Source organism: Coprococcus sp. OM04-5BH (assembly GCF_003482105.1).
Lineage (GTDB): Bacteria > Bacillota > Clostridia > Lachnospirales > Lachnospiraceae > Coprococcus.
Window position 1 is genome coordinate 162,396 of the sequence record NZ_QULM01000005.1, and the last position, 20,313, is coordinate 182,708.

Genomic DNA, 20,313 nt, shown 5'->3' on the forward strand with positions numbered 1-20,313 from the left:
CCTTAATAAATCTGAAGTCTGTCCTGAAACAGCTTTCAAATCCCATTTCCCGTCTGACTATCAAGTATATATTAACACAATGTTGATTTTTTGTATAGTTTACCGTCAAAGTTTGTGCATAATCACCAAAGGGAGAGCCCCTGAATTCAGGTTTTCTCCCTTCCTGGCAGTATATATTTGTGAATAATTGCAACAGTGTTATGACACCTGCTCGAACTGTGAATTATACAGGTCAGCGTAGAAACCGCCCTTCGCCATGAGCTCTTCATGGTTACCCTGTTCGATGATATCTCCATCCTTTAATACAAGGATGATATCTGCATTTTTTATGGTAGACAGTCTGTGGGCAATAACAAAGCTTGTTCTGCCCTTCATCATATTGTCCATACCCTTCTGTATGCTGTGCTCTGTTCTAGTATCTACAGATGAGGTTGCCTCATCTAAGATAAGCACAGGATTATTTGCAAGGATTGCTCTTGCTATGGTTATAAGCTGCTTCTGTCCCTGGGATACATTGGTTATCTCCTCGTTAAGCTCCATGTTGTAGCCGCCCGGAAGCGTGGTTATGAACCTGTGGGCATGTGCTGCCTTGGCTGCCGCTATAACCTCATCATCCGTTGCATCAAGACGTCCGTATCTGATGTTCTCCATAATGGTACCCTTAAAGAGCCATGTATCCTGAAGAACCATTCCGAACACATTCCTCAGCTCTCTTCTGTTGAAGTCCCTTATGTCGTGCCCGTCAAGCTTGATAGATCCACCGTTTACATCGTAAAATCTCAGAAGAAGCTTTACTATGGTGGTCTTTCCTGCTCCGGTCGGACCTACGATAGCAACCTGCTGCCCCGCCTTCACATGAGCCGAGAAGTCCTTGATGATGATCTTATCCTCATCATATCCAAACTTCACATGGTCAAATGTAACATCACCTTTTATTCCCTCTATGGATACAGGGTTTTCTACTATCTGCTGTTCCTCGTCTTCCTCAAGGATCTCAAATACTCGCTCTGCTGCCGCAGCCATCTGCTGCATAAGGTTAGTAACCTGGGCTACCTGCTGTATAGGCTGTGTGAAATTCTTCACATATTGTATGAATGCCTGAATATCACCGATCTGGATAACTCCCTTTATGGCAAGGGCTGCACCGGAGATGGCAACGCCAACATATCCGAGATTTCCCACGAACATCATTACAGGCTGCATAAGTCCAGAGAAGAACTGTGCCTTCCATGCTGACTTGTACAGGGTCTGGTTTGCATCTGCGAATTCCTTCTTAACTGTCTCTTCCTTATTAAAGGCCTTTATTACTGTATGTCCTCCGTACACCTCTTCAACCTGACCGTTTATATGTCCCAAATATTCCTGCTGGGTCTTGAAGAACCTCTGTGATTTCTTAATAACAATACTCATAAGGATTATACTCACAGGCAGTATCAGTACTGCTATAAGAGTCATTAACGGGCTTATGGTAAGCATCATTATAAATACACCTACAACTGTGGTGATTGATGTTATAAGCTGTGTAATGCTCTGATTTAAGCCATTTCCCATGGTATCAATATCGTTGGTGATCCTTGAAAGCACCTCACCATAGGTTCTGCTCTCAAAATACTTAAGAGGCATTCTGTTGATCTTCTCTGACACATCCCTACGAAGCCTGTAGCATATCTTCTGGGTCACGCCTGTCATGATGATACCCTGAACGAAGTTAAACAGAGCACTGACACCATACATGGCAAGGACTATAAGAAGTATCCTGCCGATCTTATCGAAATTAATACCGCCGTTTCCGCTTATTTTATTCATGATACCACTTGCAAGCTCTGTGGTAGCCTTACCAAGTATCTTAGGGCATACTACATTAAATATTGTTGATCCCAGGGCAAATATCATTACTGTAAATACTGCAATCTTGTATCTGCCCATATATTTGATTATCTTGCCTATGGTACCCTTAAAGTTCTTGGCCTTCTCGCCGCCACCCATTGGGCCTCCGTGGCGTCTCTGGCGGTACTGATTATTCTGAGGCTGTGTATTGTTATTTTCTGCCATAATCTACACCTCCTCCTTATCATCTTTCATGCTTGCTTCTATCTCAGCTTCTGACAGCTGTGACTGGGCAATCTGTCTGTATTCCTCACAGTTTCTCATAAGCTCCCTGTGGGTTCCTATGCCTGCGATCTTTCCTTCATCTATAACAAGTATCTGGTCTGCATGTAATATGGTACTTACACGCTGTGCCACTATAAATACTGTACTGTCTGATACATTCTCAGATAATGCTTTTCTTACGGCTACATCAGTCTTGAAATCCAGAGCTGAGAAGCTGTCGTCGAATATAAGTATCCTAGGCTTTCTTGCTATGGCTCTTGCTATGGCAAGTCTCTGCTTCTGTCCACCGGATACATTGGTTCCGCCCTGGGCTATCGGTGCCTTAAAGCTCTCCGGCTTCTCATTTATAAAGTCTGTTGCCTGGGCTATGTCTGCGGCAAGCTTTACATCATCCTCACCGGCTGTCTCTGCACCGAACTTAATATTCGACTCTATGGTTCCTGAGAACAGAGCACCCTTCTGAGGAACATAGCCTATATTACGTCTTACGCTGTCCATGGAGGCGTCTCTTACATCTGTTCCATCTATTGTAATGCTGCCCTCGGTAACGTCATAAAATCTCGGTATAAGGTTCACCAGTGTTGACTTTCCACATCCGGTACTGCCGATTATAGCAGTTGTCTGTCCCGGCTTCGCAATAAAATTAACATCCTTAAGTACATAATCCTCGCCATCCGGATATTTGAAGGATACATTGTCGTATCTTACAATGCCCTTAACATCCTTAAGCTCTACAGGATCTTTTCTGTCATTTATGATAATCTCGGTGTCAAGAACCTCTTTAATTCTGTCCGCGGCCACACCTGCTCTCGGAAGCATAATAGACATCATTGAAAGCATAAGGAAGGACATGATGATGAGCATTGTATATGTGATAAATGCTGTCATGGCACCAACCTGTAATGTACCCTCGTCAATTCTGTGGGCTGCAACCCACTCAATAAGTATGCTCACGCAGAACATAAGGAGCATAAGGAGCGGCATCATAAAGGTCATGACTCTGTTTACGAAGAGCATGGTCTTTGTAAGATCCTTGTTCGCCTCGTCAAATCTTTCCTCTTCCTTCTTCTCTCTGCCGAAGGCTCTTATTACGGGAATACCTGTAAGTATCTCTCTGGACACAAGGTTTACCCGGTCCACAAGCTTCTGCATGGACTTAAACTTAGGCATTGCAATGACCATAAGCGTTCCTATAAGTACAATTATCGCAATGACTGCTATAACAATTATCCATCCCATATGCGCCCCGGTATTTATTACTTTTATTATTCCTCCCACAGCAAGGATAGGGGCGTAAAGCACCATTCTAAGGAGCATTACCGTAACCATCTGGATCTGCTGAACGTCATTTGTAGATCTTGTGATAAGTGACGCTGTGGAGAATTTATTTATCTCATTATCGGAGAAGGATATGACCTTGGTAAATATCTGCTCTCTCAAGCTGCAGCCAACGCCCGCACCTACTCTTGAGGCAAGAAGGCCTACCAATACCATTGAAGCCACCATTAAGAGGGTCATACCAAGCATCTTCACACCTGTCTTGACAAGGTATGCTATCTGATCATGCTTGTAATCATACTCTGACATTTCATAACAGGTAACCGTACAGGTCTTGGCAGATGACTGGAAGTTCTCGTCTCCCATTTTATCCTTCATGGACTCCATAAGGCTTTTTAGAGTCATTCCTGAGCCGTCTGTATCCTGAGCTGTTCCCGGTATCTGTGTTCCATCTATGCTCTGATCCGATCCCGGTATCCGTGTTCCATCTATGCTCTGATCCAATCCCGGCATCTGTTTTTCTTCTGTATTCTGACCATCTCCCGGCACCTGGCTTCCCAGGGCTGACAGATCCATCTGAGACAATGCTGTCCACTGCTCTACTGTCAGATCATCAAGATCAATTCCTGTAACCTGAAGCATAGACTTCAACTGATTATCCTCCGTAGCAGTTGCCATCTTATATGGATAGAAATACATCATCATAGGTATCTGGCATGCTTCGTCTATCTCATCGATATGCTCCTTACCCTCGTCTGTCATGTAATAACAGCCGTCCTGTCCCTGTTCATAATATCTCTCCCATATGTCAGCATCTTCATCATTCATGAAGCCGTCTATGACTGTATATGCTTTCTCATTGATCTTATAGGGGCTCACATGTTCAACACCATAATTCTGTATACCTGTATCTATAAGTGATGAGGTATAGGAGGGAAGTGCCAGATCGCATACCGCCTGTATGATCAACAGGACAAATATAACTATGACTGACTTCCAATATGTCTTTAAATTCTTAAAAATCTGCAGCATAGCTTTCTCCTTATTATTGTAATAGCCTTCATTAGCATTTCACCTGGTGATGGAATATATACACTCATATACACTCATATACATTCATATACACCCAGATATCACAGCTACGATTCTTCATTCTATCACCCGCTTTTTATACCGTCAATTAAATAAGAATAAACTTCTTATAAAATAATCCCACAGAAATAACAAAAGGGAAAAGGGTGTAAGCTACACCATTTTCCCTGTCATTGTAAATATATTTTATTGCTTATCTGCAAATACTGATTACATGATCTCCTTGATCCAGCCTTCAGGTCCTTCAATACGACCCATCTGGATACCTGTAAGAGTATCATAAAGCTTCTTGGTTACAGGACCCATATCTTCCATTCCGCTTGGGAAGCAGATCTCCTTACCATGATCATAAATCTTACCTACCGGTGAGATAACTGCTGCTGTTCCGCAGAGACCACACTCAGCGAAATCCTTAACTTCGTCGAAGTATACCTCACGATGTTCTACCTTCATACCAAGGATCTTGCTTGCAACATCTACAAGTGAACGTCTTGTGATTGATGGAAGGATACTGTCTGACTTAGGTGTTACGAGAGTACCATCCTTTGTGATGAAGATAAAGTTTGCTCCACCTGTCTCCTCAACCTTTGTTCTTGTAGCTGCGTCAAGATACATGTTCTCATCAAAGCCCTCTGCATGTGCTGTAACAATAGCATGCAAGCTCATTGCGTAGTTAAGGCCGGCCTTGATATGACCTGTTCCATGAGGTGCCGCTCTATCGAAATCCGAAACCTTGATAGTAATTGGCTTTGCGCCGCCCTTGAAGTATGGTCCAACAGGTGTACAGAACATTCTGAACTGATACTCGTTTGCAGGCTTAACTCCGATTACAGGGTTGCTGCCGAACATATATGGTCTTATGTAAAGTGTTGCACCTGATCCGTAAGGTGGAACATATGCTGCATTAGCCTTTACTGTTTCTACTACAGCCTCTACAAATCTATCTTCAGGGAAAGCAGGCATCTCAAGTCTCTTAGCTGAGTCTACCATTCTTGCAGCGTTTAAGTCAGGTCTGAAGCACACGATTCTGCCGTCCTCTGTTGTATAAGCCTTGAGTCCTTCAAATACTGTCTGGGCATACTGAAGAACACCTGCACATTCGTTGAGTACAATATTAGCATCCTCTGTAAGACAGCCTTCATCCCATGAACCGTCTTTATAATTTGATACATATCTCTTGTCTGTCTTTACATAGCCAAATCCAAGATTTGACCAGTCGATATCTTTCTTCTCCATGTCGATACTTCCTTTCAATTAAATACTTAAAATAGGATTAAATATGTTATATCACATTTATCTTGCATTTTCCATATAAGTATTAAAATTTCTATATTTTTTGTCAGATTTTTTTACATTCACTTTGTATTCTGAATTTCTTATTCATAAAAAGAAATCCCTGTCAGACTTTTTTGCCAAAGTCCGACAGGGATCCGCTTTTATATACATTGGTGTTTTTATCCGACTGATCAGGTTATTACTCCTCTGTTCTTAATTTGCCCTCTTCGAATGTCTTAACAACCTCTTCTGATGGTGCCTTTGTTATAAGACTTACCAGTACTGTTACTAAGAGACCTGCGAAGAATCCGGGAACGATCTCGTAGAGGCCTGTTGATGAAGCAAAGAACTTAAACCATACCATATCAACTGCAAATCCTGCAACGATACCAGCCAGTGCTCCCTGGTAGTTAAGTCTCTTCCAGTAAAGTGAAAGAAGTATTACAGGACCGAATGCGGAACCGAAAGCTCCCCATGCATTACTTACAAGGTCCATGATACTGCTGCAGCTTGGGCTATTGGCAATTATAAATGCCACAACGGAAATTATGATAACAACGATACGGCCTGCCCAGAGCATTTCCTTGTCTGAAGCATTCTTTCTGAACATTGGCTTGTATACGTCTGAGGCAAATGCTGATGATGAAGCAAGGAGCTGTGAATCAGCAGTACTCATTGAAGCAGCAAGGATAGCTGAAAGAAGTATTCCGGCAATAAGTGCAGGGAATATGGCTCTTACCATGCTGATGAATGCCTGTGATGAATCTGCCATAAGAGTTGGATCTGCACCGAAATATCTACGGGCTACAATACCTACTACAGAAGCCATTGCCACGATTATAATTGTCCATGTGCTTCCGATGATTCTTGATTTTTTCATTTCCTTCTCTGACTTGATGGATATGTAACGAACAAGAATGTGAGGCATACCCATGTATCCAAGTCCCCATCCAAGTCCTGATATTATTGTAATGATACTTGCCTTATCAAATGCTCCTGATGAAAGGAAGCTGTAATAATTAGAAGGAAGTACGTCCTCCGGTGTCACAAAGCCTGCTGCATTCATTGCAAACAATGCAATAATAGGTGCTATAAGGAGTGCTGCCAGCATAAGAAGCCCCTGGAAGAAGTCTGTCCAGCATACGGCGTTGAAGCCTCCGAGGAATGTATAAACAACAATAATAACTGAAGCACCGATCATGGCATATGACTCTTTTATCCCCATTACTGTGTTAAACAATGTTCCGCATGCCTTTATACTTGACGCTGCATATATGCAGTAAGCTATCATGAAAATAATTGCACATGCCAGCTGAAGCACATGGTTTGTAGTCATAAATCTGTTTGTGAGATACTGTGGTATTGTTATTGAATCTCCGAACTTTATTGAAAGTCTCCTAAGTCTCGGTGCTATGAATACCCACGCACATACAGTACCTATTGCAAGACCTATTGATATCCAGGTCTGTCCAAGCCCATATGCAAATATACTTCCGGGCAGTCCCATAAGAACCCAGGCACTCATATCTGAGGCTCCGGCAGAAAGTGCTGCCACCATACCGTTCATGTTTCGTCCGCCAAGGAAGTAATCCTTCTCTCCGGCTTCTCCCTTCGACTTGAAGAAGAAGTATACACCTACTCCTATTACAAGCACGAAGTACGCAATAAATGCGATCAATTCGTAATTACTCATTTTTTCTCTTCCCTTTCTCTTTTTCTCTCTATCACATTAAAGTAAAAATACACGAAGATAATTCTACACAAAACCCATAGAAAAATCAAGCCATATTAAATTTTAATATGGTTCTGACTGTATTTATAAAATTATATCAGCCAACCAAAAATTAGTGTTCACTTTTCACTGTTTGAGTGCTATTATATACAGAAACATATCTGAGAAGCATGCCTTCAGGCATGCTTTTCGTGCTTTATAGATGGTTAGTCCGGGCTTAGCATAATTGCACGGGACTCACTCATTTTGTGAGCCAGGCCACATGAAGCAATCAGAATTTTAACAGACTGATGTTTAACAGACTGATGTTCACTATCAGGAGGGGATTTTTATGAGCAGGTGCGAAAACAAAGAAAATAAAAGTGACATGGCTATAGCCATGCGAATCTCAACAGTAAGTATCATATGGAATGTGGTACTATCTCTTGCCAAGCTTCTTGCGGGAGTTATAGCAAGCTCCAGTGCCATGATCTCTGACGCAGTCCATTCTGCATCAGACGTACTGAGTACCATTATCGTTATAATAGGAATACGTATATCCGGAAGAGCTTCCGACAAGAAGCACCAGTATGGTCACGACCGATTTGAATGTGTTGCTTCTATAATACTTGCAGATCTGCTGTTCCTTACAGGCTGCGGTATCGGATATTCCGGTATTAAGATAATTGCCCATGGCAACTACGGCGACCTTAAAGTTCCCGGTATCCTGGCACTTATAGCTGCCATAGTCTCCATTGTGGTTAAGGAGGGCATGTTCTGGTATACAAGAGCCGGTGCGAAGAAGATAAACTCCGGTGCCCTCATGGCTGATGCATGGCACCATCGTTCCGATGCATTATCATCTGTCGGTGCATTTATAGGTATACTTGGTGCCCGGCTTGGCTTCCCGGTTCTTGATCCTATCGCCAGTATTGTGATCTGCCTGTTCATCCTTAAAGCTGCCTTTGATATATTCAAGGATGCCTTAGACAAAATGGTAGACAGCTCCTGTGATGAAAAGACCGTGAATGAAATAAGCTCAGCAATCTCAGAAATACCAGGTGTATGCCACACTGACTCTATTATGACAAGACAGTTCGGCAACAAGGCTTATGTGGATGTAGAGATTGCGGTGAACCCGGACATGTCCCTTGAAAAGGCTCACTCCATAGCTGAAAATGTACATCATACTATAGAAACTGATTTTCCGGCAGTCAAGCACTGCATGGTACATGTAAATCCATATCATGGAAACCAGCAGTAATTATATAATCACAAAACTCATATGTAGAAAACCGGGATAGACACTTTCGTGTCTATCCCGGTTTTTATAATTGGGTATCGCCCCCTCACATTCGATGGGTATCGCCCCCTCACATTCGTTCGGCGGCAGGTCGATTGTGCCATTCCGATATGCGTCTTCGACGCAGGGCACAATCTCTCGGCGGCAGGTCGGTTGCACCATTCCGATATGTGCTTCCAGCACATAGGTGCAACCTCTATCGTATCGCCCCCTCACATTCGTTCGGCGGCAGGTCGGTTGCACCATTCCGATATGTGCTTCCAGCACATAGGTGCAACCTCTATCGTATCGCCCCCTCACATTCGTTCGGCGGCAGGTCGGTTGCACCATTCCGATATGTGCTTCCAGCACATAGGTGCAACCTCTATCGTATCGCCCCCTCACATTCGTTCGGCGGCAGGTCGGTTGCACCATTCCGATATGTGCTTCCAGCACATAGGTGCAACCTCTAGAATCCCGTACCTCTGTTATCAATTATTCTCTTTGCCTTGCCCTCTGATCTTGGAATGGTCTTAGGTGGCACAAGCTCAACCCTGGCACTGATAAGAAGTGTCTGCTTGATCTGAGCCTTGATCTCTGCTGCCAATGTCTCAAGAGCCTTAGTGTCATTAAATTCAAAGTCCTCTGATACTTCAACTCTGATTGTAAGCTTATCCTGTGAATTTACACGATCAACAACAAGCATATAGTGGGCTGACACATCCTCAAATCCTAAAAGAACACCCTCTATCTGGCTAGGGAATACATTTACACCTCTGATTACTAACATGTCATCTGTACGTCCTGTGATACGGCTCATCTTAACAGTTGTTCTTCCACATGCACATGTGCCATGGTGAAGTGTACAGATATCATGTGTTCTATATCTTATCATAGGAGTACCTGTCTTGGTAAGGGTTGTGAATACCAGCTCACCCGGTGTATCATCAGGAAGTGCCTCACCAGTTACAGGATCTATGATCTCTGCAATGACATGATCCTCATTTATATGCATTCCATTCTTCTCCATACACTCAAATGCAACACCCGGACCTCCAATCTCTGTAAGTCCGTAGATATCCATTGCATCAAAATCAAGAAGCTCCTCAAGATGCTGTCGCATCTCCTCTGTCCAAGGCTCTGCACCGAAGCAGCCTGACTTAAGCTTAAGCTCCTCCGGCTTGATTCCCATTTCCCTGATAGTCTCGGCAAGGTATGTTGCATATGACGGTGTACAGCAAAGCATTGTTGATCCTAATTCCTTAAGCATCGTTATCTGTCTCTGGGTATTTCCTGATGACATAGGTAATACAATTGCACCAACCTTTGTTGCACCCTGATGTGCACCAAGTCCACCTGTGAAGAGTCCGTATCCGTATGCTATCTGAATTATATCATCCTTGCCACCGCCTGCGGCTGTAATTGCTCTGGCTACCATCTCTGTCCATACATCCACATCATGCTTTGTATATCCTGTTACAATAGGCTTACCTGTTGTACCTGACGATCCTTGGATTCTTACCATGTCCTTAAGGGGAGCAGCAAATAACCCATATGGAAAGTTATCTCTAAGATCTGTCTTCTGCATAAACGGCAGCTTGACAATATCATCTATTGTCTTTATATCTTCCGGCTTAACACCCGCCTTATCCATTCTCTTTCTGTAGGCAGGAACATTGTTATATTCAAGTTCGACTGTCTCTCTAAGCCTCTTACCCTGAAGTTCCCTTCTCTCTTCAAAATCCATACATTCCATCTCTCTGTTGTAGATGTAATGAATCTTCTTCTGTCTCATTTTTCATAGTCCTCCGTGTTTTATTACCAATACCCTATATCTGGGGCTGCATAAGCATATTTATATCAATTCACATGTACATATATCCGCATATGGTTCTATATATGCCTCTGCAAATATTTCTCCCGCCCTTAAGCTTTAGTACACTAAAGTTTTAAAAGAGCAATATCTATCGAAATTTTACAATTACTATCTTAAAATGTCAAGTTTTATTGTGACTTTTACTATACAGCAATCGTAAAAATCATACAAAGATGTCAAGCTTTCTTCGTTGCCATAAATCGAGTAGTTTTCTCCTACTCGATCCGTGCAATATATGTCATCTCGCCTATCGGCTCGATGAACATTTGCCTTCATATAGAAATTTATGCAAGCATAATTTCTGCATGAAGGCTTATTGCACAAAAAAGGAGCCGTCCGAAGACGACTCCTTTTATCTGAAAACGTCGTATAAAAGTCTACTAAAGCTTAAGCGAATACTGAAGTATTAACCTTTACACCAGGTCCCATTGTTGAAGTAAGAACAACGCTCTTAAGGTACTGACCCTTAGCAGCAGCTGGCTTAGCCTTAACAATGGCATCTATTAATGTCTGGAAGTTCTCATTTAACTGTTCCTCTGTGAAAGAAACTTTTCCCACTGGCACATGGATAATATTGGCTTTGTCAAGTCTGTACTCTATCTTACCTGCTTTAATATCAGCGATAGCCTTTGTTACGTCCATAGTAACTGTACCAGCCTTAGGGTTTGGCATTAAGCCCTTAGGTCCAAGTACACGTCCTAAACGACCAACAACACCCATCATATCAGGAGTAGCTACAACAACGTCGAAATCTAACCAGCCTTCCTTCTGGATCTTTGGTACTAATTCCTCGCCACCGGCGTAATCTGCGCCTGCTGCAAGAGCCTCGTCAACCTTTGCACCCTTTGCAAATACGAGAACCTTAACTGTCTTACCTGTTCCGTGAGGTAATACAACAGCACCACGAACCTGCTGGTCTGCGTGACGTCCGTCTACACCTAATCTTAAGTGACACTCAACTGTTTCATCAAACTTAGCTGTTGCCATCTTCTTAACTAAAGCGATTGCTTCTGCCTTATCATATGAAGCAGATCTATCATAGAGCTTGCTTGCGTCTACATATTTCTTACCTTTTTTCATTCTAATTAACCTCCTGTGGTCTTATCGGGAGCGACCCTCCCACTAAAATGTATAAATTATTCCTCTACTGTAACGCCCATTGAACGAGCTGTTCCAGCGATCATGCTCATAGCAGCTTCAAGGCTTGCAGCATTTAAATCCTTCATCTTAAGTTCAGCGATTTCCTGAACCTTAGCCTTTGAGATAGTTGCAACCTTTGTCTTCTTTGAGTTTGCTGAACCTGACTTGATGTTACAAGCCTTCTTGATAAGAAGTGCAGCAGGTGGAGTCTTAGTGATGAAGCTGAAACTCTTATCCTGGTAAACTGTGATTACAACAGGGATGATCATATCTCCCTGATCTGCTGTTCTAGCATTGAATTCCTTTGTAAATGCAACGATATTAACACCCTTCTGACCAAGAGCTGGTCCAACAGGTGGTGCAGGAGTTGCCTTTCCTGCAGGTATCTGTAATTTAATATATCCTTCGATTTTCTTCGCCATTTTAGCGCACCTCCAAAAAATTGTGGTAATAGCGAGCCTATGCTCTTCCACTTGACTCTCTACATTTTCTTGATATCAACAAATGCAATGTCTACAGATGTTGCACGACCAAATATTTCAACATCGATGGTTACGGTCTGTTTACTTGTGTTGATTGCCTTAATCTTTCCTACTGTGCCTTCCCATGCACCTGATACTACTTCGATGGTATCACCGATCTCTGCATCTATTACGATCTCCTCTTTGTTGATTCCGAGATTCTTCATCTCTTCGTCAGAAAGTGGTACCGGCTTAGATCCGGGACCTACGAAACCTGTAACACCTCTGGTGTTACGAACAACGTACCATGTAGCGTCGTTCATGATCATATTAAGCAGTACATAGCCCGGGAACATCTTCCTCTGCACAGCCTTCTGTACTCCGTTGCGGACCTCGATGGTCTCCTCAACAGGTACTGATACTTCTAATATCTGATCCTGTAATTTTCTGTTTTCAATTGTTTTCTCAATATCAGCTTTTACTTTGTTTTCATATCCTGAATAGGTATGAACAACATACCATTTTGCATTTTCTACTTCTGACATGTTCTTCACCAACCTTTACCCTACTATGAAATTTAAGCCAATCTGAATCAGCCAATCTACTACAGCTATTAAGCAGCTAAGTATAACTGTTGAAATAACTACAACTACTGACTGCTTCGCGAGTGTTTTTCTGTCAAGCCATTTGATCTTGCCAAATTCACTCTTTAATTCCTGAGTCCAGCTTCTTTTGAGAGTTGTCGATGTTTCTTTTTCATTTTTTGACATAGTAACAATCCTCCTTAATTGAACTGGTTCAGACTATTTTGTTTCCTTGTGTACTGTATGCTTCTGGCAGAATCTACAATACTTCTTTGTCTCCATTCTGTCTGGATGCGTTTTCTTATCCTTTGTCATATTGTAATTACGCTGTTTACAATCCTGACATGCCAGTGTTATCTTTACTCGCACTTCCATTTACCTCCGTTTAATTATTTTAAGGCATAAAAAAAAGACCTCTTACATCGCACGTTTAACAATAGCATACTTGTCCACTGCAAGTCAAGAAATCTTTTTCATTTTTCATATATTTTATATACCTGTCTTACTTCACCGAGCCACCCACTTCTTTAAGGGTTCTGAACAGCTCCATGTCAGACTCTGTAAGCTTGACATTTGTACACATGGTCTTTCCTTCATCTGTAACTATCTTTACTTCTATTATATAGCCTTCCTTTATTCCGCTGCCTGCCGCCGCCTGCAGAAACATTGGAAATTTCGGATGATTTCCTGCGAATTTCTCCCAGGCACTCTTTATCTTAAATATTGCTGCCGGATTCATCATAGGTTCAGCACTTCCTTTCACGTACTTTCATTAATTTATAATAGCTGATACGGCCCCAAATGCTCCGATACTCACCAGATACATTATGAGACCTGCCAGGACAACGCCTGCCATTACTGCCACAACCGACTTCTTCCACTCCAGGTCAAGAAAGCTTGCAGCCAGTGTTCCGGTCCAGGCACCGGTTCCCGGAAGAGGTATTCCTACAAATAAGAACAATGCCACATACACGCCCCTGCCGGCTTTCTCCGTAAGCTTCTTTCCGCCCTTGTCGCCCTTCTCAAGGCACCATGTAAAGAAACCGCCTATAGCCTTCTTATCCTTGCCCCATTCCAGCACTCTTCTTGCAAACCAGAATATAACAGGCACCGGAAGCATATTTCCAATTACACATATTATAAATGAAGGTATGGACGGCAGCCCAAAACCTACTGAAAATGGTATGGCACCTCGAAGTTCCAGCAACGGAACCATCGAAGTCAGAAAAATAATTATATACTTTTTTAACATATCTGAAATCCTTTACCGGTTTATATCCTCAATAACCTATATATGCATCTTCCACTGACAATATAATCATGAATATCTTATCATGAAATGCACTCCCACAGATTACGCCTCTCTCTCGTAGAATGGCTTTACCATCTTCATAACCTGTGCGCCAAGTCCGTTTGAACCAGGTGTCATGCCAACCTTCATGCCAAATGCATACTCTTTTATAAGTGGTATAACCTCAGCGAACATTCCCTGGGTATCACCCACTGCATCAACCACAATGAGATACTCCTCGTCTCCGTCATCCTTCTCAATAATCTGGAGATATGCTGCTCTTACCTCAGGCCTTGTCTTAAAATATTCACTTGCCTTCTCCTGCATGTCAACAGGCGGATACTTAGGTGTACGAAGCTTCACCTTAGTATTTGCAGGGATTGTCTGCTTGCTTGTAGCTGCCTCCTGAGCCTTGCCAAGCTTGTCAAGGAAATCTGCCACAAGGATAAGTCCCTGTCCGTGAGGATTGATGACCATACCCTCAATGCTTCCGTTACTCTTTAAGATAATGTCTGCAATCTCTCTGTAACGTAAAAGTACTCTCTCTACAGGTTCTTCGGAAGTGTTCTTATCAAATTCAACATCATCGGTGAAGCAAGGCATATAATGATGTCCTTCCTTATTTGTTATTATCCTGAAGCTGACCTTTACCTTCTCGCCAACCTTAAGCTTGCCATCAGCATCCTTAACAGGCTTCGGGTCAAATACTGCAGGCACAAGAAACTGTGCTCTGAGCAAAGCATCAAGATAAGCCCTCTGGGTATTCTCATTCTGATTCTCCCTTATATCATTCATTGCCTTTACAAGATCTTCATTTGTAATCTGTTTTCCTAATTCCATTTTCGTCTCCTTAATTAATTATCCGCACAATACTGTGTGCTTTTTATATCATCTGACACTATCTTATCTGATAGTTTTATTTGCTCTTTGGATATGCGGCTTCGTATTTTTTAAACCTCTCCTCATCTTCCCTGGCACCTTCACTGTGAACGGAAACCACCTGATCCGGTCTGACCTCCGGCATCTCTGCGCCAATTCTCTCCGTAAGCTCATGCAGGAACTGATCGCCCCCTTTATAAGTGCTTACCGGCAGAACAAGGACTCCCTTCCCAGTGGCTATAACATATCCTCTCGCCTTATGATAGAACGGTTTGTCTGAGGAAGCCTTATCCTTTATATCTGCAATGCTGTACTCCTTCCAGACAAATGGTATCTTGGAGAACATTATATTCTCATCATCCATCATCGTCTTAGAGCCTGCTATGCATCTGCACATCACACCAAGCAATGCCCCTACCAGCACAGCTGCAATGGTAAGTATAAGTCCTGTTCCCCTAAACATTTTGTCAAATCCAAATACCGCTGCAATTACAAGCACCAATATCAAGGTACCTACAGCAAATACATTTGGTCCTATCATAGTGTAAGCCACCCACGTCCCGTTTTTTTTGCGGGAACATTTCGCATAATAGCTGAAGCCCATAGGCAATATGCCTGTATCACCACCACAATTAGGACAGTATTTCTGATTTCCTGAAGCATACACCGGAATTACTTTTCCGCAATGAGGGCATCTGAAGAATAACACATTAACGATTCCCGACAACAGCAGCAGCGAGACAAATATTATCCAGCCCACAGTTATGTGTCCTGCAAATATTGATAATATTATGCTCAAAACTCCAATCAAGGGCATAAGAACTATCAAAAGCTTTACTATAAAAAGTTTCATAAAACTCCACCTTCATAACTAATAATACTATTAATAACGCTTTACATATTTTATCATAAAATAAATATTTGTAAACATCCTTACACCCCTGCAAATATTAATTAAGCGTTAAATGTATATAAACAAAAAACATCACAGCAAAACTAATGCATATGCTCTGTTACTACAAAAGCGGCAGATGAAGAAATCATGTCTTCACATGCCGCCTTTATATGTAACCAATATTGTATATATTGCGTTTATCTTTAAATATGTCTCTATCTCTATGCCGGTTCTTCTTCCGTATCCTATTCCTTGGAGAACAACTTCTCGAACTGATCAACCGGTATTGGTTTACTGTAATAAAATCCCTGAATACTGTCAACACCCCAATCTCTGAGAAGGTTCTTCTGGGTCTCACTTTCAACCCCCTCTGCTATACTGGATATCTCCAGATCCTTAGTTGTATCAAGAATATTCCTCACAATATAATTAACACGCCTGTTACTGTCCTCACCAATACCGTCTATAAATGACTTGTCAATTTTAAGGGTAGTAAGCGGCATATTGGCAAGAAGATTAAGGGATGAATAACCTGTGCCAAAATCATCTATCGACAACATGAAGCCCATATCTCTCAAGCTGTTCATAACCTGTATAAGATATACTGTATCACCATATGCAAGCGACTCAGTAAGCTCGAATTCTATATATTTTCTATCCACATCATATTTATTTACAATATCCTCTATAGACTTTACAAGAACAGGACTATAAAGCTGCGCCCTCGACATATTCACTGAAATAGGTACCAGCTTATAGCCTTTATGTTTCCACTCCTCAAGCTTCTGACATACCGACTCCAGGACATATCTGTCGAGCTTGCCTATAACCCCCTCTTTCTCAAAATAAGGTATAAATTCTGATGGAGGTATAATTCCTTCATGATGGTAGTCCCATCTTATAAGCGCTTCCGCACCTACAAGAATATTGTCTGAAGGTCTGTACTTGGGTTGATAATACACTATAAATTCCCCTGCAGCCAACGCCCTGTCCAGGTCACTTTGAAGCATCTTGCCCTTAAGCTGTTCCTCTCTCATCTTATCTGTATAAAACTTGATTTCTGTCTCATTAGGCTTAACGCCGCTGTGCTGCGCCATCTTAGCAAGATCCGTTATGGTAGCGCCATAGGCCTCCACATCATCTATAGAAGCTACTCCGCACCTGAAATACACCGGAAATGAAGGGTCCTCATCAAGAAACTCCATTCTCTTAAACATTGCTTCAAGTCTTGCCCGTATCTCATCATCAGGAATCTTTTTAACCATCATTGCAAAATTATCATTATCACACCTGCAGCAATAGTATGCCCAGTCCTGCTCGTCTAGAATATCACACACTTTTCTCAGCAGGTTGTCACCAACATCATGACCGTATAATTCATTTACAACCTTGAAATCCTTTATATCGAAATGGACAAATGCAAATGTATCTATTCCATATTTCTTAGGCTCAGCTATACGTTCTCTCATCCAGTTCCAGTTATAGAAAAGGGTCACAGGCTCAAAATATGCCATTGTGAGTAAATCCTCTTTTGTAAACTTGTTGATGTCTACCTTCTCTTCAAGTTTTTTTACTCTATTCATACGAGCCCTCCCCTCTCTTAGTGCTACTCAAACGGCTCCACACCTTTTTATTTATTTTGCACGCATATAGCGTCTATACATTTTGTTTATTTTGCACGCATATACATTTTTGTTTATTTTGCACGCACATAACGTCTATACATTTTTTTAGTATACACATTATACAATAGCTTTTGTCACATTGCAATACAGACAGACAAAATACAATTTTGTTTTAATAGCTTTGGCTATTATGCCTAAATTAATGTATATATTTTACTCATTGTTTTTCGACAAATGTTTTTTTATAGATACTTGTTTTTTACTATACACTTTGGTATAATATGTATATAAGTGTTAAAATGCAATAATGAACAAGGAGCGCACGGCATTTCACGGAAGTGGCACGCCACTACTCCGGATACAAAGGAGGCTCAGTTATGGCTGAAGTAAAAGAAGACCGTAGGATAAAACGTACCAAGCGTCAATTGTCCGCAGGTCTAATAGAATTAATGAAGAAGAAAAACATCAAGGATATCACTATCAAGGAGCTGGTAGAGAAGGTAGACATCAATCGTTCAACCTTCTACCTTCATTACAGTGATATTTACGACCTTCTTAACGATATAGAGAAAAATCTTATGGAGGAGGTCACGAGCGTTTTCAATTCCTATAAGAATATAGAACAGTTGGAGGACAGTTATGCATTCCTGCTCACATTATTCAAGACTTTTGACAACAACAGGGAGCTGTGCAAGATTCTTATGAACAATCCTAACAGCAGCAGCTTCATGGAGGAAATGGAGGAAAACCTTGAGTCTGAGATCCGCAACAAGCTGACAGAAATATTGGGAGACACATCTCTCATTTCTCCTAATTCGTATATATTCTATAGATGTGGCTGCACCGGTCTGCTTAAGTACTGGATCACGAACGACTCTCCGGAGGCTCCGGAAGAAATGGCAAAGGAAACCTACCATCTTGTAGTTGATTCTCTTGTAAGAATCCAGGAAGAAAAGTCCAAAAAACAACTATAGGATATACATTATGCAAATGTAATGGTTTTATATATTTTATTTTTTTTAATAATGGAGTAAAATAGATACTTAGTATTGTATGTAACTGCCGATAACGGCAGGCATGTGATACTGAGTATCTTTTACTTTATTGGAGTATTAATATGAGTAATGACATCAAAAAAACAATGCCCATAGGAGTTTTCGATTCAGGGCTTGGGGGTATAAGTGTCCTGCGAGAGATCGTGTCACTAATGCCTGAGGAAAACTACATATATTACGGGGATTCAGCTCACGCCCCCTACGGGACTAAACCCTTGGATGAAATACGTCGTTTAAGTGAAGCTGATATGAGCTTTTTACTGGCCCGTCATGTTAAGGCCATAGTCATAGCATGCAACACAGCCACTGCCGCTTCGGCAGAGATTCTTCGTGAAAAATATCCCGATATACCAATAATAGGCATCGAACCGGCACTTAAACCTGCGGTATTATGGAAGCCCCACGACAGGGTTGCGGTTATGGCAACGCCAATGACCCTTAAACAGGAAAAATTTCAAAATCTTATGCATCACTATGAGACAGCTTCTGAGATATATACTGTGCCATGTCCCGGTCTCGCAGATCTTGTTGAGCAATACGAGCTGACAGGTCCTAAGATCACCAAATATCTCACAGATATTCTGGCTCCTGTGCTTGAAAAAGACATAGACGCCATAGTACTTGGCTGCACCCACTATCCCTTTGTGGAGCCGGTTATCCGGGAGATCGTAGGTCCGAATGTAAAGATATTTAATGGAAGTCACGGAACCGCCATGGAACTCAAGAGGCGTTTAATGGAAAATGGGATCAAGAATGACTCAACAGTTCATGGAACTATAGAGATATACAATAGCAATTCAGATGATAAAACCTTAGAAATGTGCAAAAGACTGCTAAATAGTTAGCAGTCTTTTCTTATTATTTTTTTTAATCTTTTTAGGAGTTTTCAGGTTATTTCTGCCCACCTCGTGCCCACCAAGGCATTTTTTACCAAAAATAAAACCCCGGAAGCCTTGATTTTCCAAGGTTTTCGAGGTAAGAATTCAATGCCGGCGACCGGAATCGAACCGGTACGGGAGGTTAGTCCCGCAGGATTTTAAGTCCTGTGCGTCTGCCAGTTCCGCCACGCCGGCATTATCCATAGGATAAATGGGACCTACAGGGCTCGAACCTGTGACCCTCTGCTTGTAAGGCAGATGCTCTCCCAGCTGAGCTAAGATCCCATTTTGTAACATATATTCAATTAACGCCATATAAACATTCATGAATATATGAGCGACCCGGATGGGGTTCGAACCCACGACCTCCGCCGTGACAGGGCGGCGCTCTAACCAGCTGAGCCACCAGGCCTTATTAAAATTTTAATGCAATATCCTCATTTCATGAAAGTATTGCAATGAGTGGACGTTCGGGGACTCGAACCCAGGACCGATCGGTTATGAGCCGATTGCTCTAACCAACTGAGCTAAACGTCCTCATTCAATAAATGGGACCTACAGGGCTCGAACCTGTGACCCTCTGCTTGTAAGGCAGATGCTCTCCCAGCTGAGCTAAGATCCCAAAATAAATTGTCAATATATGTGACACTTTATGTTCCATTCAATGGAACTATAAGCGACCCGGATGGGGTTCGAACCCACGACCTCCGCCGTGACAGGGCGGCGCTCTAACCAGCTGAGCCACCAGGCCTCACAATAGATTTCTCTATCGCAGAAAGAATAGTTCTTTCAGAATTTCATACAAACAGGAAATGCAAGCTTCCAATACTTCAAAGCAATCATCCTAACCTCTAAGGATAAGTCTTCGACCTATTAGTA

18 protein-coding genes and 6 tRNA genes are annotated in these 20,313 nt (G+C 42.0%); 3 read left to right on the forward strand and 21 right to left on the reverse strand.

The features are described from left to right. Positions 1-198: 198 nt before the first annotated feature. From DXB54_RS10080 to putP, 4 genes are all read right to left on the reverse strand, one after another. The gene (locus DXB54_RS10080; RefSeq protein ID WP_118695114.1) at positions 199-2,052 is read right to left on the reverse strand and encodes an ABC transporter ATP-binding protein; all 1,854 of its coding nucleotides are present in this window, start codon (positions 2,050-2,052) and stop codon (positions 199-201) included. A 3-nt stretch (positions 2,053-2,055) separates the two neighbouring features. Next, positions 2,056-4,422: an ABC transporter ATP-binding protein gene (locus DXB54_RS10085; protein WP_021938710.1), complete on the reverse strand. Its 2,367-nt coding sequence runs from the start codon at positions 4,420-4,422 to the stop codon at positions 2,056-2,058. A gap of 270 nt (positions 4,423-4,692) precedes the next feature. Next, positions 4,693-5,718: a branched-chain amino acid aminotransferase gene (locus DXB54_RS10090; RefSeq protein ID WP_021938709.1), complete on the reverse strand. Its 1,026-nt coding sequence runs from the start codon at positions 5,716-5,718 to the stop codon at positions 4,693-4,695. 238 nt (positions 5,719-5,956) lie between these two features. Beyond that, a complete protein-coding gene (gene putP / locus DXB54_RS10095) occupies positions 5,957-7,450 on the reverse strand; it encodes a sodium/proline symporter PutP (protein WP_021938708.1) in 1,494 nt (497 codons plus the stop codon). Positions 7,451-7,820: 370 nt separating this feature from the next. On the opposite strand from putP, the gene DXB54_RS10100 reads away from it, so the two are divergent. Then, the gene (locus DXB54_RS10100) at positions 7,821-8,732 is read left to right on the forward strand and encodes a cation diffusion facilitator family transporter (protein WP_118695115.1); all 912 of its coding nucleotides are present in this window, start codon (positions 7,821-7,823) and stop codon (positions 8,730-8,732) included. A gap of 487 nt (positions 8,733-9,219) precedes the next feature. Here the strand turns inward: DXB54_RS10100 and DXB54_RS10110 are convergent, their stop codons facing one another. From DXB54_RS10110 to DXB54_RS10160, 11 genes are all read right to left on the reverse strand, one after another. Next, the gene (locus DXB54_RS10110) at positions 9,220-10,545 is read right to left on the reverse strand and encodes a phenylacetate--CoA ligase family protein (protein WP_118695117.1); all 1,326 of its coding nucleotides are present in this window, start codon (positions 10,543-10,545) and stop codon (positions 9,220-9,222) included. 468 nt (positions 10,546-11,013) lie between these two features. Next, positions 11,014-11,706: a 50S ribosomal protein L1 gene (gene rplA, locus DXB54_RS10115; protein WP_021938282.1), complete on the reverse strand. Its 693-nt coding sequence runs from the start codon at positions 11,704-11,706 to the stop codon at positions 11,014-11,016. 56 nt (positions 11,707-11,762) lie between these two features. Beyond that, a complete protein-coding gene (gene rplK / locus DXB54_RS10120; RefSeq protein WP_021938283.1) occupies positions 11,763-12,188 on the reverse strand; it encodes a 50S ribosomal protein L11 in 426 nt (141 codons plus the stop codon). Positions 12,189-12,247: 59 nt separating this feature from the next. Then, positions 12,248-12,772: a transcription termination/antitermination protein NusG gene (gene nusG, locus DXB54_RS10125; RefSeq protein WP_021938284.1), complete on the reverse strand. Its 525-nt coding sequence runs from the start codon at positions 12,770-12,772 to the stop codon at positions 12,248-12,250. Positions 12,773-12,787: 15 nt separating this feature from the next. Further along, the gene (secE, locus tag DXB54_RS10130) at positions 12,788-12,997 is read right to left on the reverse strand and encodes a preprotein translocase subunit SecE (RefSeq protein ID WP_021938285.1); all 210 of its coding nucleotides are present in this window, start codon (positions 12,995-12,997) and stop codon (positions 12,788-12,790) included. A gap of 33 nt (positions 12,998-13,030) precedes the next feature. Beyond that, a complete protein-coding gene (gene rpmG, locus DXB54_RS10135) occupies positions 13,031-13,180 on the reverse strand; it encodes a 50S ribosomal protein L33 (RefSeq protein WP_118695126.1) in 150 nt (49 codons plus the stop codon). 133 nt (positions 13,181-13,313) lie between these two features. Next, positions 13,314-13,553, reverse strand: coding sequence for a hypothetical protein (locus DXB54_RS10140; protein WP_021938287.1), 240 nt, complete (start codon positions 13,551-13,553; stop codon positions 13,314-13,316). A 30-nt stretch (positions 13,554-13,583) separates the two neighbouring features. Continuing rightward, complete coding sequence (locus tag DXB54_RS10145) at positions 13,584-14,063, reverse strand: COG2426 family protein (RefSeq protein WP_021938288.1); 480 nt, start codon at positions 14,061-14,063, stop codon at positions 13,584-13,586. A 102-nt stretch (positions 14,064-14,165) separates the two neighbouring features. Further along, positions 14,166-14,942 carry an enhanced serine sensitivity protein SseB gene (locus DXB54_RS10150; RefSeq protein ID WP_021938289.1) on the reverse strand — a complete coding sequence of 259 codons (777 nt, stop codon included), beginning with the start codon at positions 14,940-14,942 and terminating at the stop codon, positions 14,166-14,168. Between the two features lie 76 nt (positions 14,943-15,018). Continuing rightward, positions 15,019-15,834 carry a zinc ribbon domain-containing protein gene (locus DXB54_RS10155; RefSeq protein WP_021938290.1) on the reverse strand — a complete coding sequence of 272 codons (816 nt, stop codon included), beginning with the start codon at positions 15,832-15,834 and terminating at the stop codon, positions 15,019-15,021. Between the two features lie 287 nt (positions 15,835-16,121). Further along, positions 16,122-17,459, reverse strand: coding sequence for a putative bifunctional diguanylate cyclase/phosphodiesterase (locus tag DXB54_RS10160; RefSeq protein WP_021938291.1), 1,338 nt, complete (start codon positions 17,457-17,459; stop codon positions 16,122-16,124). Positions 17,460-17,878: 419 nt separating this feature from the next. Between DXB54_RS10160 and DXB54_RS10165 the strand changes: the two genes are divergently transcribed. Next, positions 17,879-18,475, forward strand: a complete 597-nt coding sequence (locus DXB54_RS10165) for a TetR/AcrR family transcriptional regulator (RefSeq protein ID WP_021938292.1) — start codon at positions 17,879-17,881, stop codon at positions 18,473-18,475. Positions 18,476-18,642: 167 nt separating this feature from the next. Continuing rightward, the gene (gene murI, locus DXB54_RS10170; RefSeq protein WP_330426386.1) at positions 18,643-19,401 is read left to right on the forward strand and encodes a glutamate racemase; all 759 of its coding nucleotides are present in this window, start codon (positions 18,643-18,645) and stop codon (positions 19,399-19,401) included. Positions 19,402-19,543: 142 nt separating this feature from the next. Here the strand turns inward: murI and DXB54_RS10175 are convergent. The 6 genes from DXB54_RS10175 to DXB54_RS10200 form a co-directional block, all read right to left on the reverse strand. Continuing rightward, positions 19,544-19,629, reverse strand: a tRNA-Leu gene (locus DXB54_RS10175). A gap of 17 nt (positions 19,630-19,646) precedes the next feature. Beyond that, positions 19,647-19,719: transfer RNA gene (locus DXB54_RS10180), tRNA-Val, on the reverse strand. A 53-nt stretch (positions 19,720-19,772) separates the two neighbouring features. After that, positions 19,773-19,846 (reverse strand) — tRNA-Asp (locus tag DXB54_RS10185). Between the two features lie 51 nt (positions 19,847-19,897). Beyond that, positions 19,898-19,971, reverse strand: a tRNA-Ile gene (locus DXB54_RS10190). A 12-nt stretch (positions 19,972-19,983) separates the two neighbouring features. Beyond that, a tRNA-Val gene (locus tag DXB54_RS10195) sits at positions 19,984-20,056 on the reverse strand. Positions 20,057-20,111: 55 nt separating this feature from the next. Further along, positions 20,112-20,185: transfer RNA gene (locus DXB54_RS10200), tRNA-Asp, on the reverse strand. Between the last annotated feature and the right edge of the window lie 128 nt (positions 20,186-20,313).

Excerpts from the sequence above, each read along its gene's own strand:
- DXB54_RS10155 (WP_021938290.1), bottom strand. The coding sequence starts at position 15,834 with ATGAAACTTTTTATAGTAAAGCTTTTGATAGTTCTTATGCCCTTGATT.
- DXB54_RS10165 (WP_021938292.1), top strand. The coding sequence starts at position 17,879 with ATGGCTGAAGTAAAAGAAGACCGTAGGATAAAACGTACCAAGCGTCAA.
- secE (WP_021938285.1), bottom strand. The coding sequence starts at position 12,997 with ATGTCAAAAAATGAAAAAGAAACATCGACAACTCTCAAAAGAAGCTGG.
- murI (WP_330426386.1), top strand. The coding sequence starts at position 18,643 with ATGCCCATAGGAGTTTTCGATTCAGGGCTTGGGGGTATAAGTGTCCTG.
- DXB54_RS10110 (WP_118695117.1), bottom strand. The coding sequence starts at position 10,545 with ATGAGACAGAAGAAGATTCATTACATCTACAACAGAGAGATGGAATGT.
- putP (WP_021938708.1), bottom strand. The coding sequence starts at position 7,450 with ATGAGTAATTACGAATTGATCGCATTTATTGCGTACTTCGTGCTTGTA.
- rplK (WP_021938283.1), bottom strand. The coding sequence starts at position 12,188 with ATGGCGAAGAAAATCGAAGGATATATTAAATTACAGATACCTGCAGGA.
- DXB54_RS10160 (WP_021938291.1), bottom strand. The coding sequence starts at position 17,459 with ATGAATAGAGTAAAAAAACTTGAAGAGAAGGTAGACATCAACAAGTTT.
- DXB54_RS10140 (WP_021938287.1), bottom strand. The coding sequence starts at position 13,553 with ATGATGAATCCGGCAGCAATATTTAAGATAAAGAGTGCCTGGGAGAAA.
- DXB54_RS10100 (WP_118695115.1), top strand. The coding sequence starts at position 7,821 with ATGAGCAGGTGCGAAAACAAAGAAAATAAAAGTGACATGGCTATAGCC.
- DXB54_RS10145 (WP_021938288.1), bottom strand. The coding sequence starts at position 14,063 with ATGTTAAAAAAGTATATAATTATTTTTCTGACTTCGATGGTTCCGTTG.
- nusG (WP_021938284.1), bottom strand. The coding sequence starts at position 12,772 with ATGTCAGAAGTAGAAAATGCAAAATGGTATGTTGTTCATACCTATTCA.
- DXB54_RS10090 (WP_021938709.1), bottom strand. The coding sequence starts at position 5,718 with ATGGAGAAGAAAGATATCGACTGGTCAAATCTTGGATTTGGCTATGTA.
- DXB54_RS10085 (WP_021938710.1), bottom strand. The coding sequence starts at position 4,422 with ATGCTGCAGATTTTTAAGAATTTAAAGACATATTGGAAGTCAGTCATA.
- DXB54_RS10150 (WP_021938289.1), bottom strand. The coding sequence starts at position 14,942 with ATGGAATTAGGAAAACAGATTACAAATGAAGATCTTGTAAAGGCAATG.
- DXB54_RS10080 (WP_118695114.1), bottom strand. The coding sequence starts at position 2,052 with ATGGCAGAAAATAACAATACACAGCCTCAGAATAATCAGTACCGCCAG.
- rplA (WP_021938282.1), bottom strand. The coding sequence starts at position 11,706 with ATGAAAAAAGGTAAGAAATATGTAGACGCAAGCAAGCTCTATGATAGA.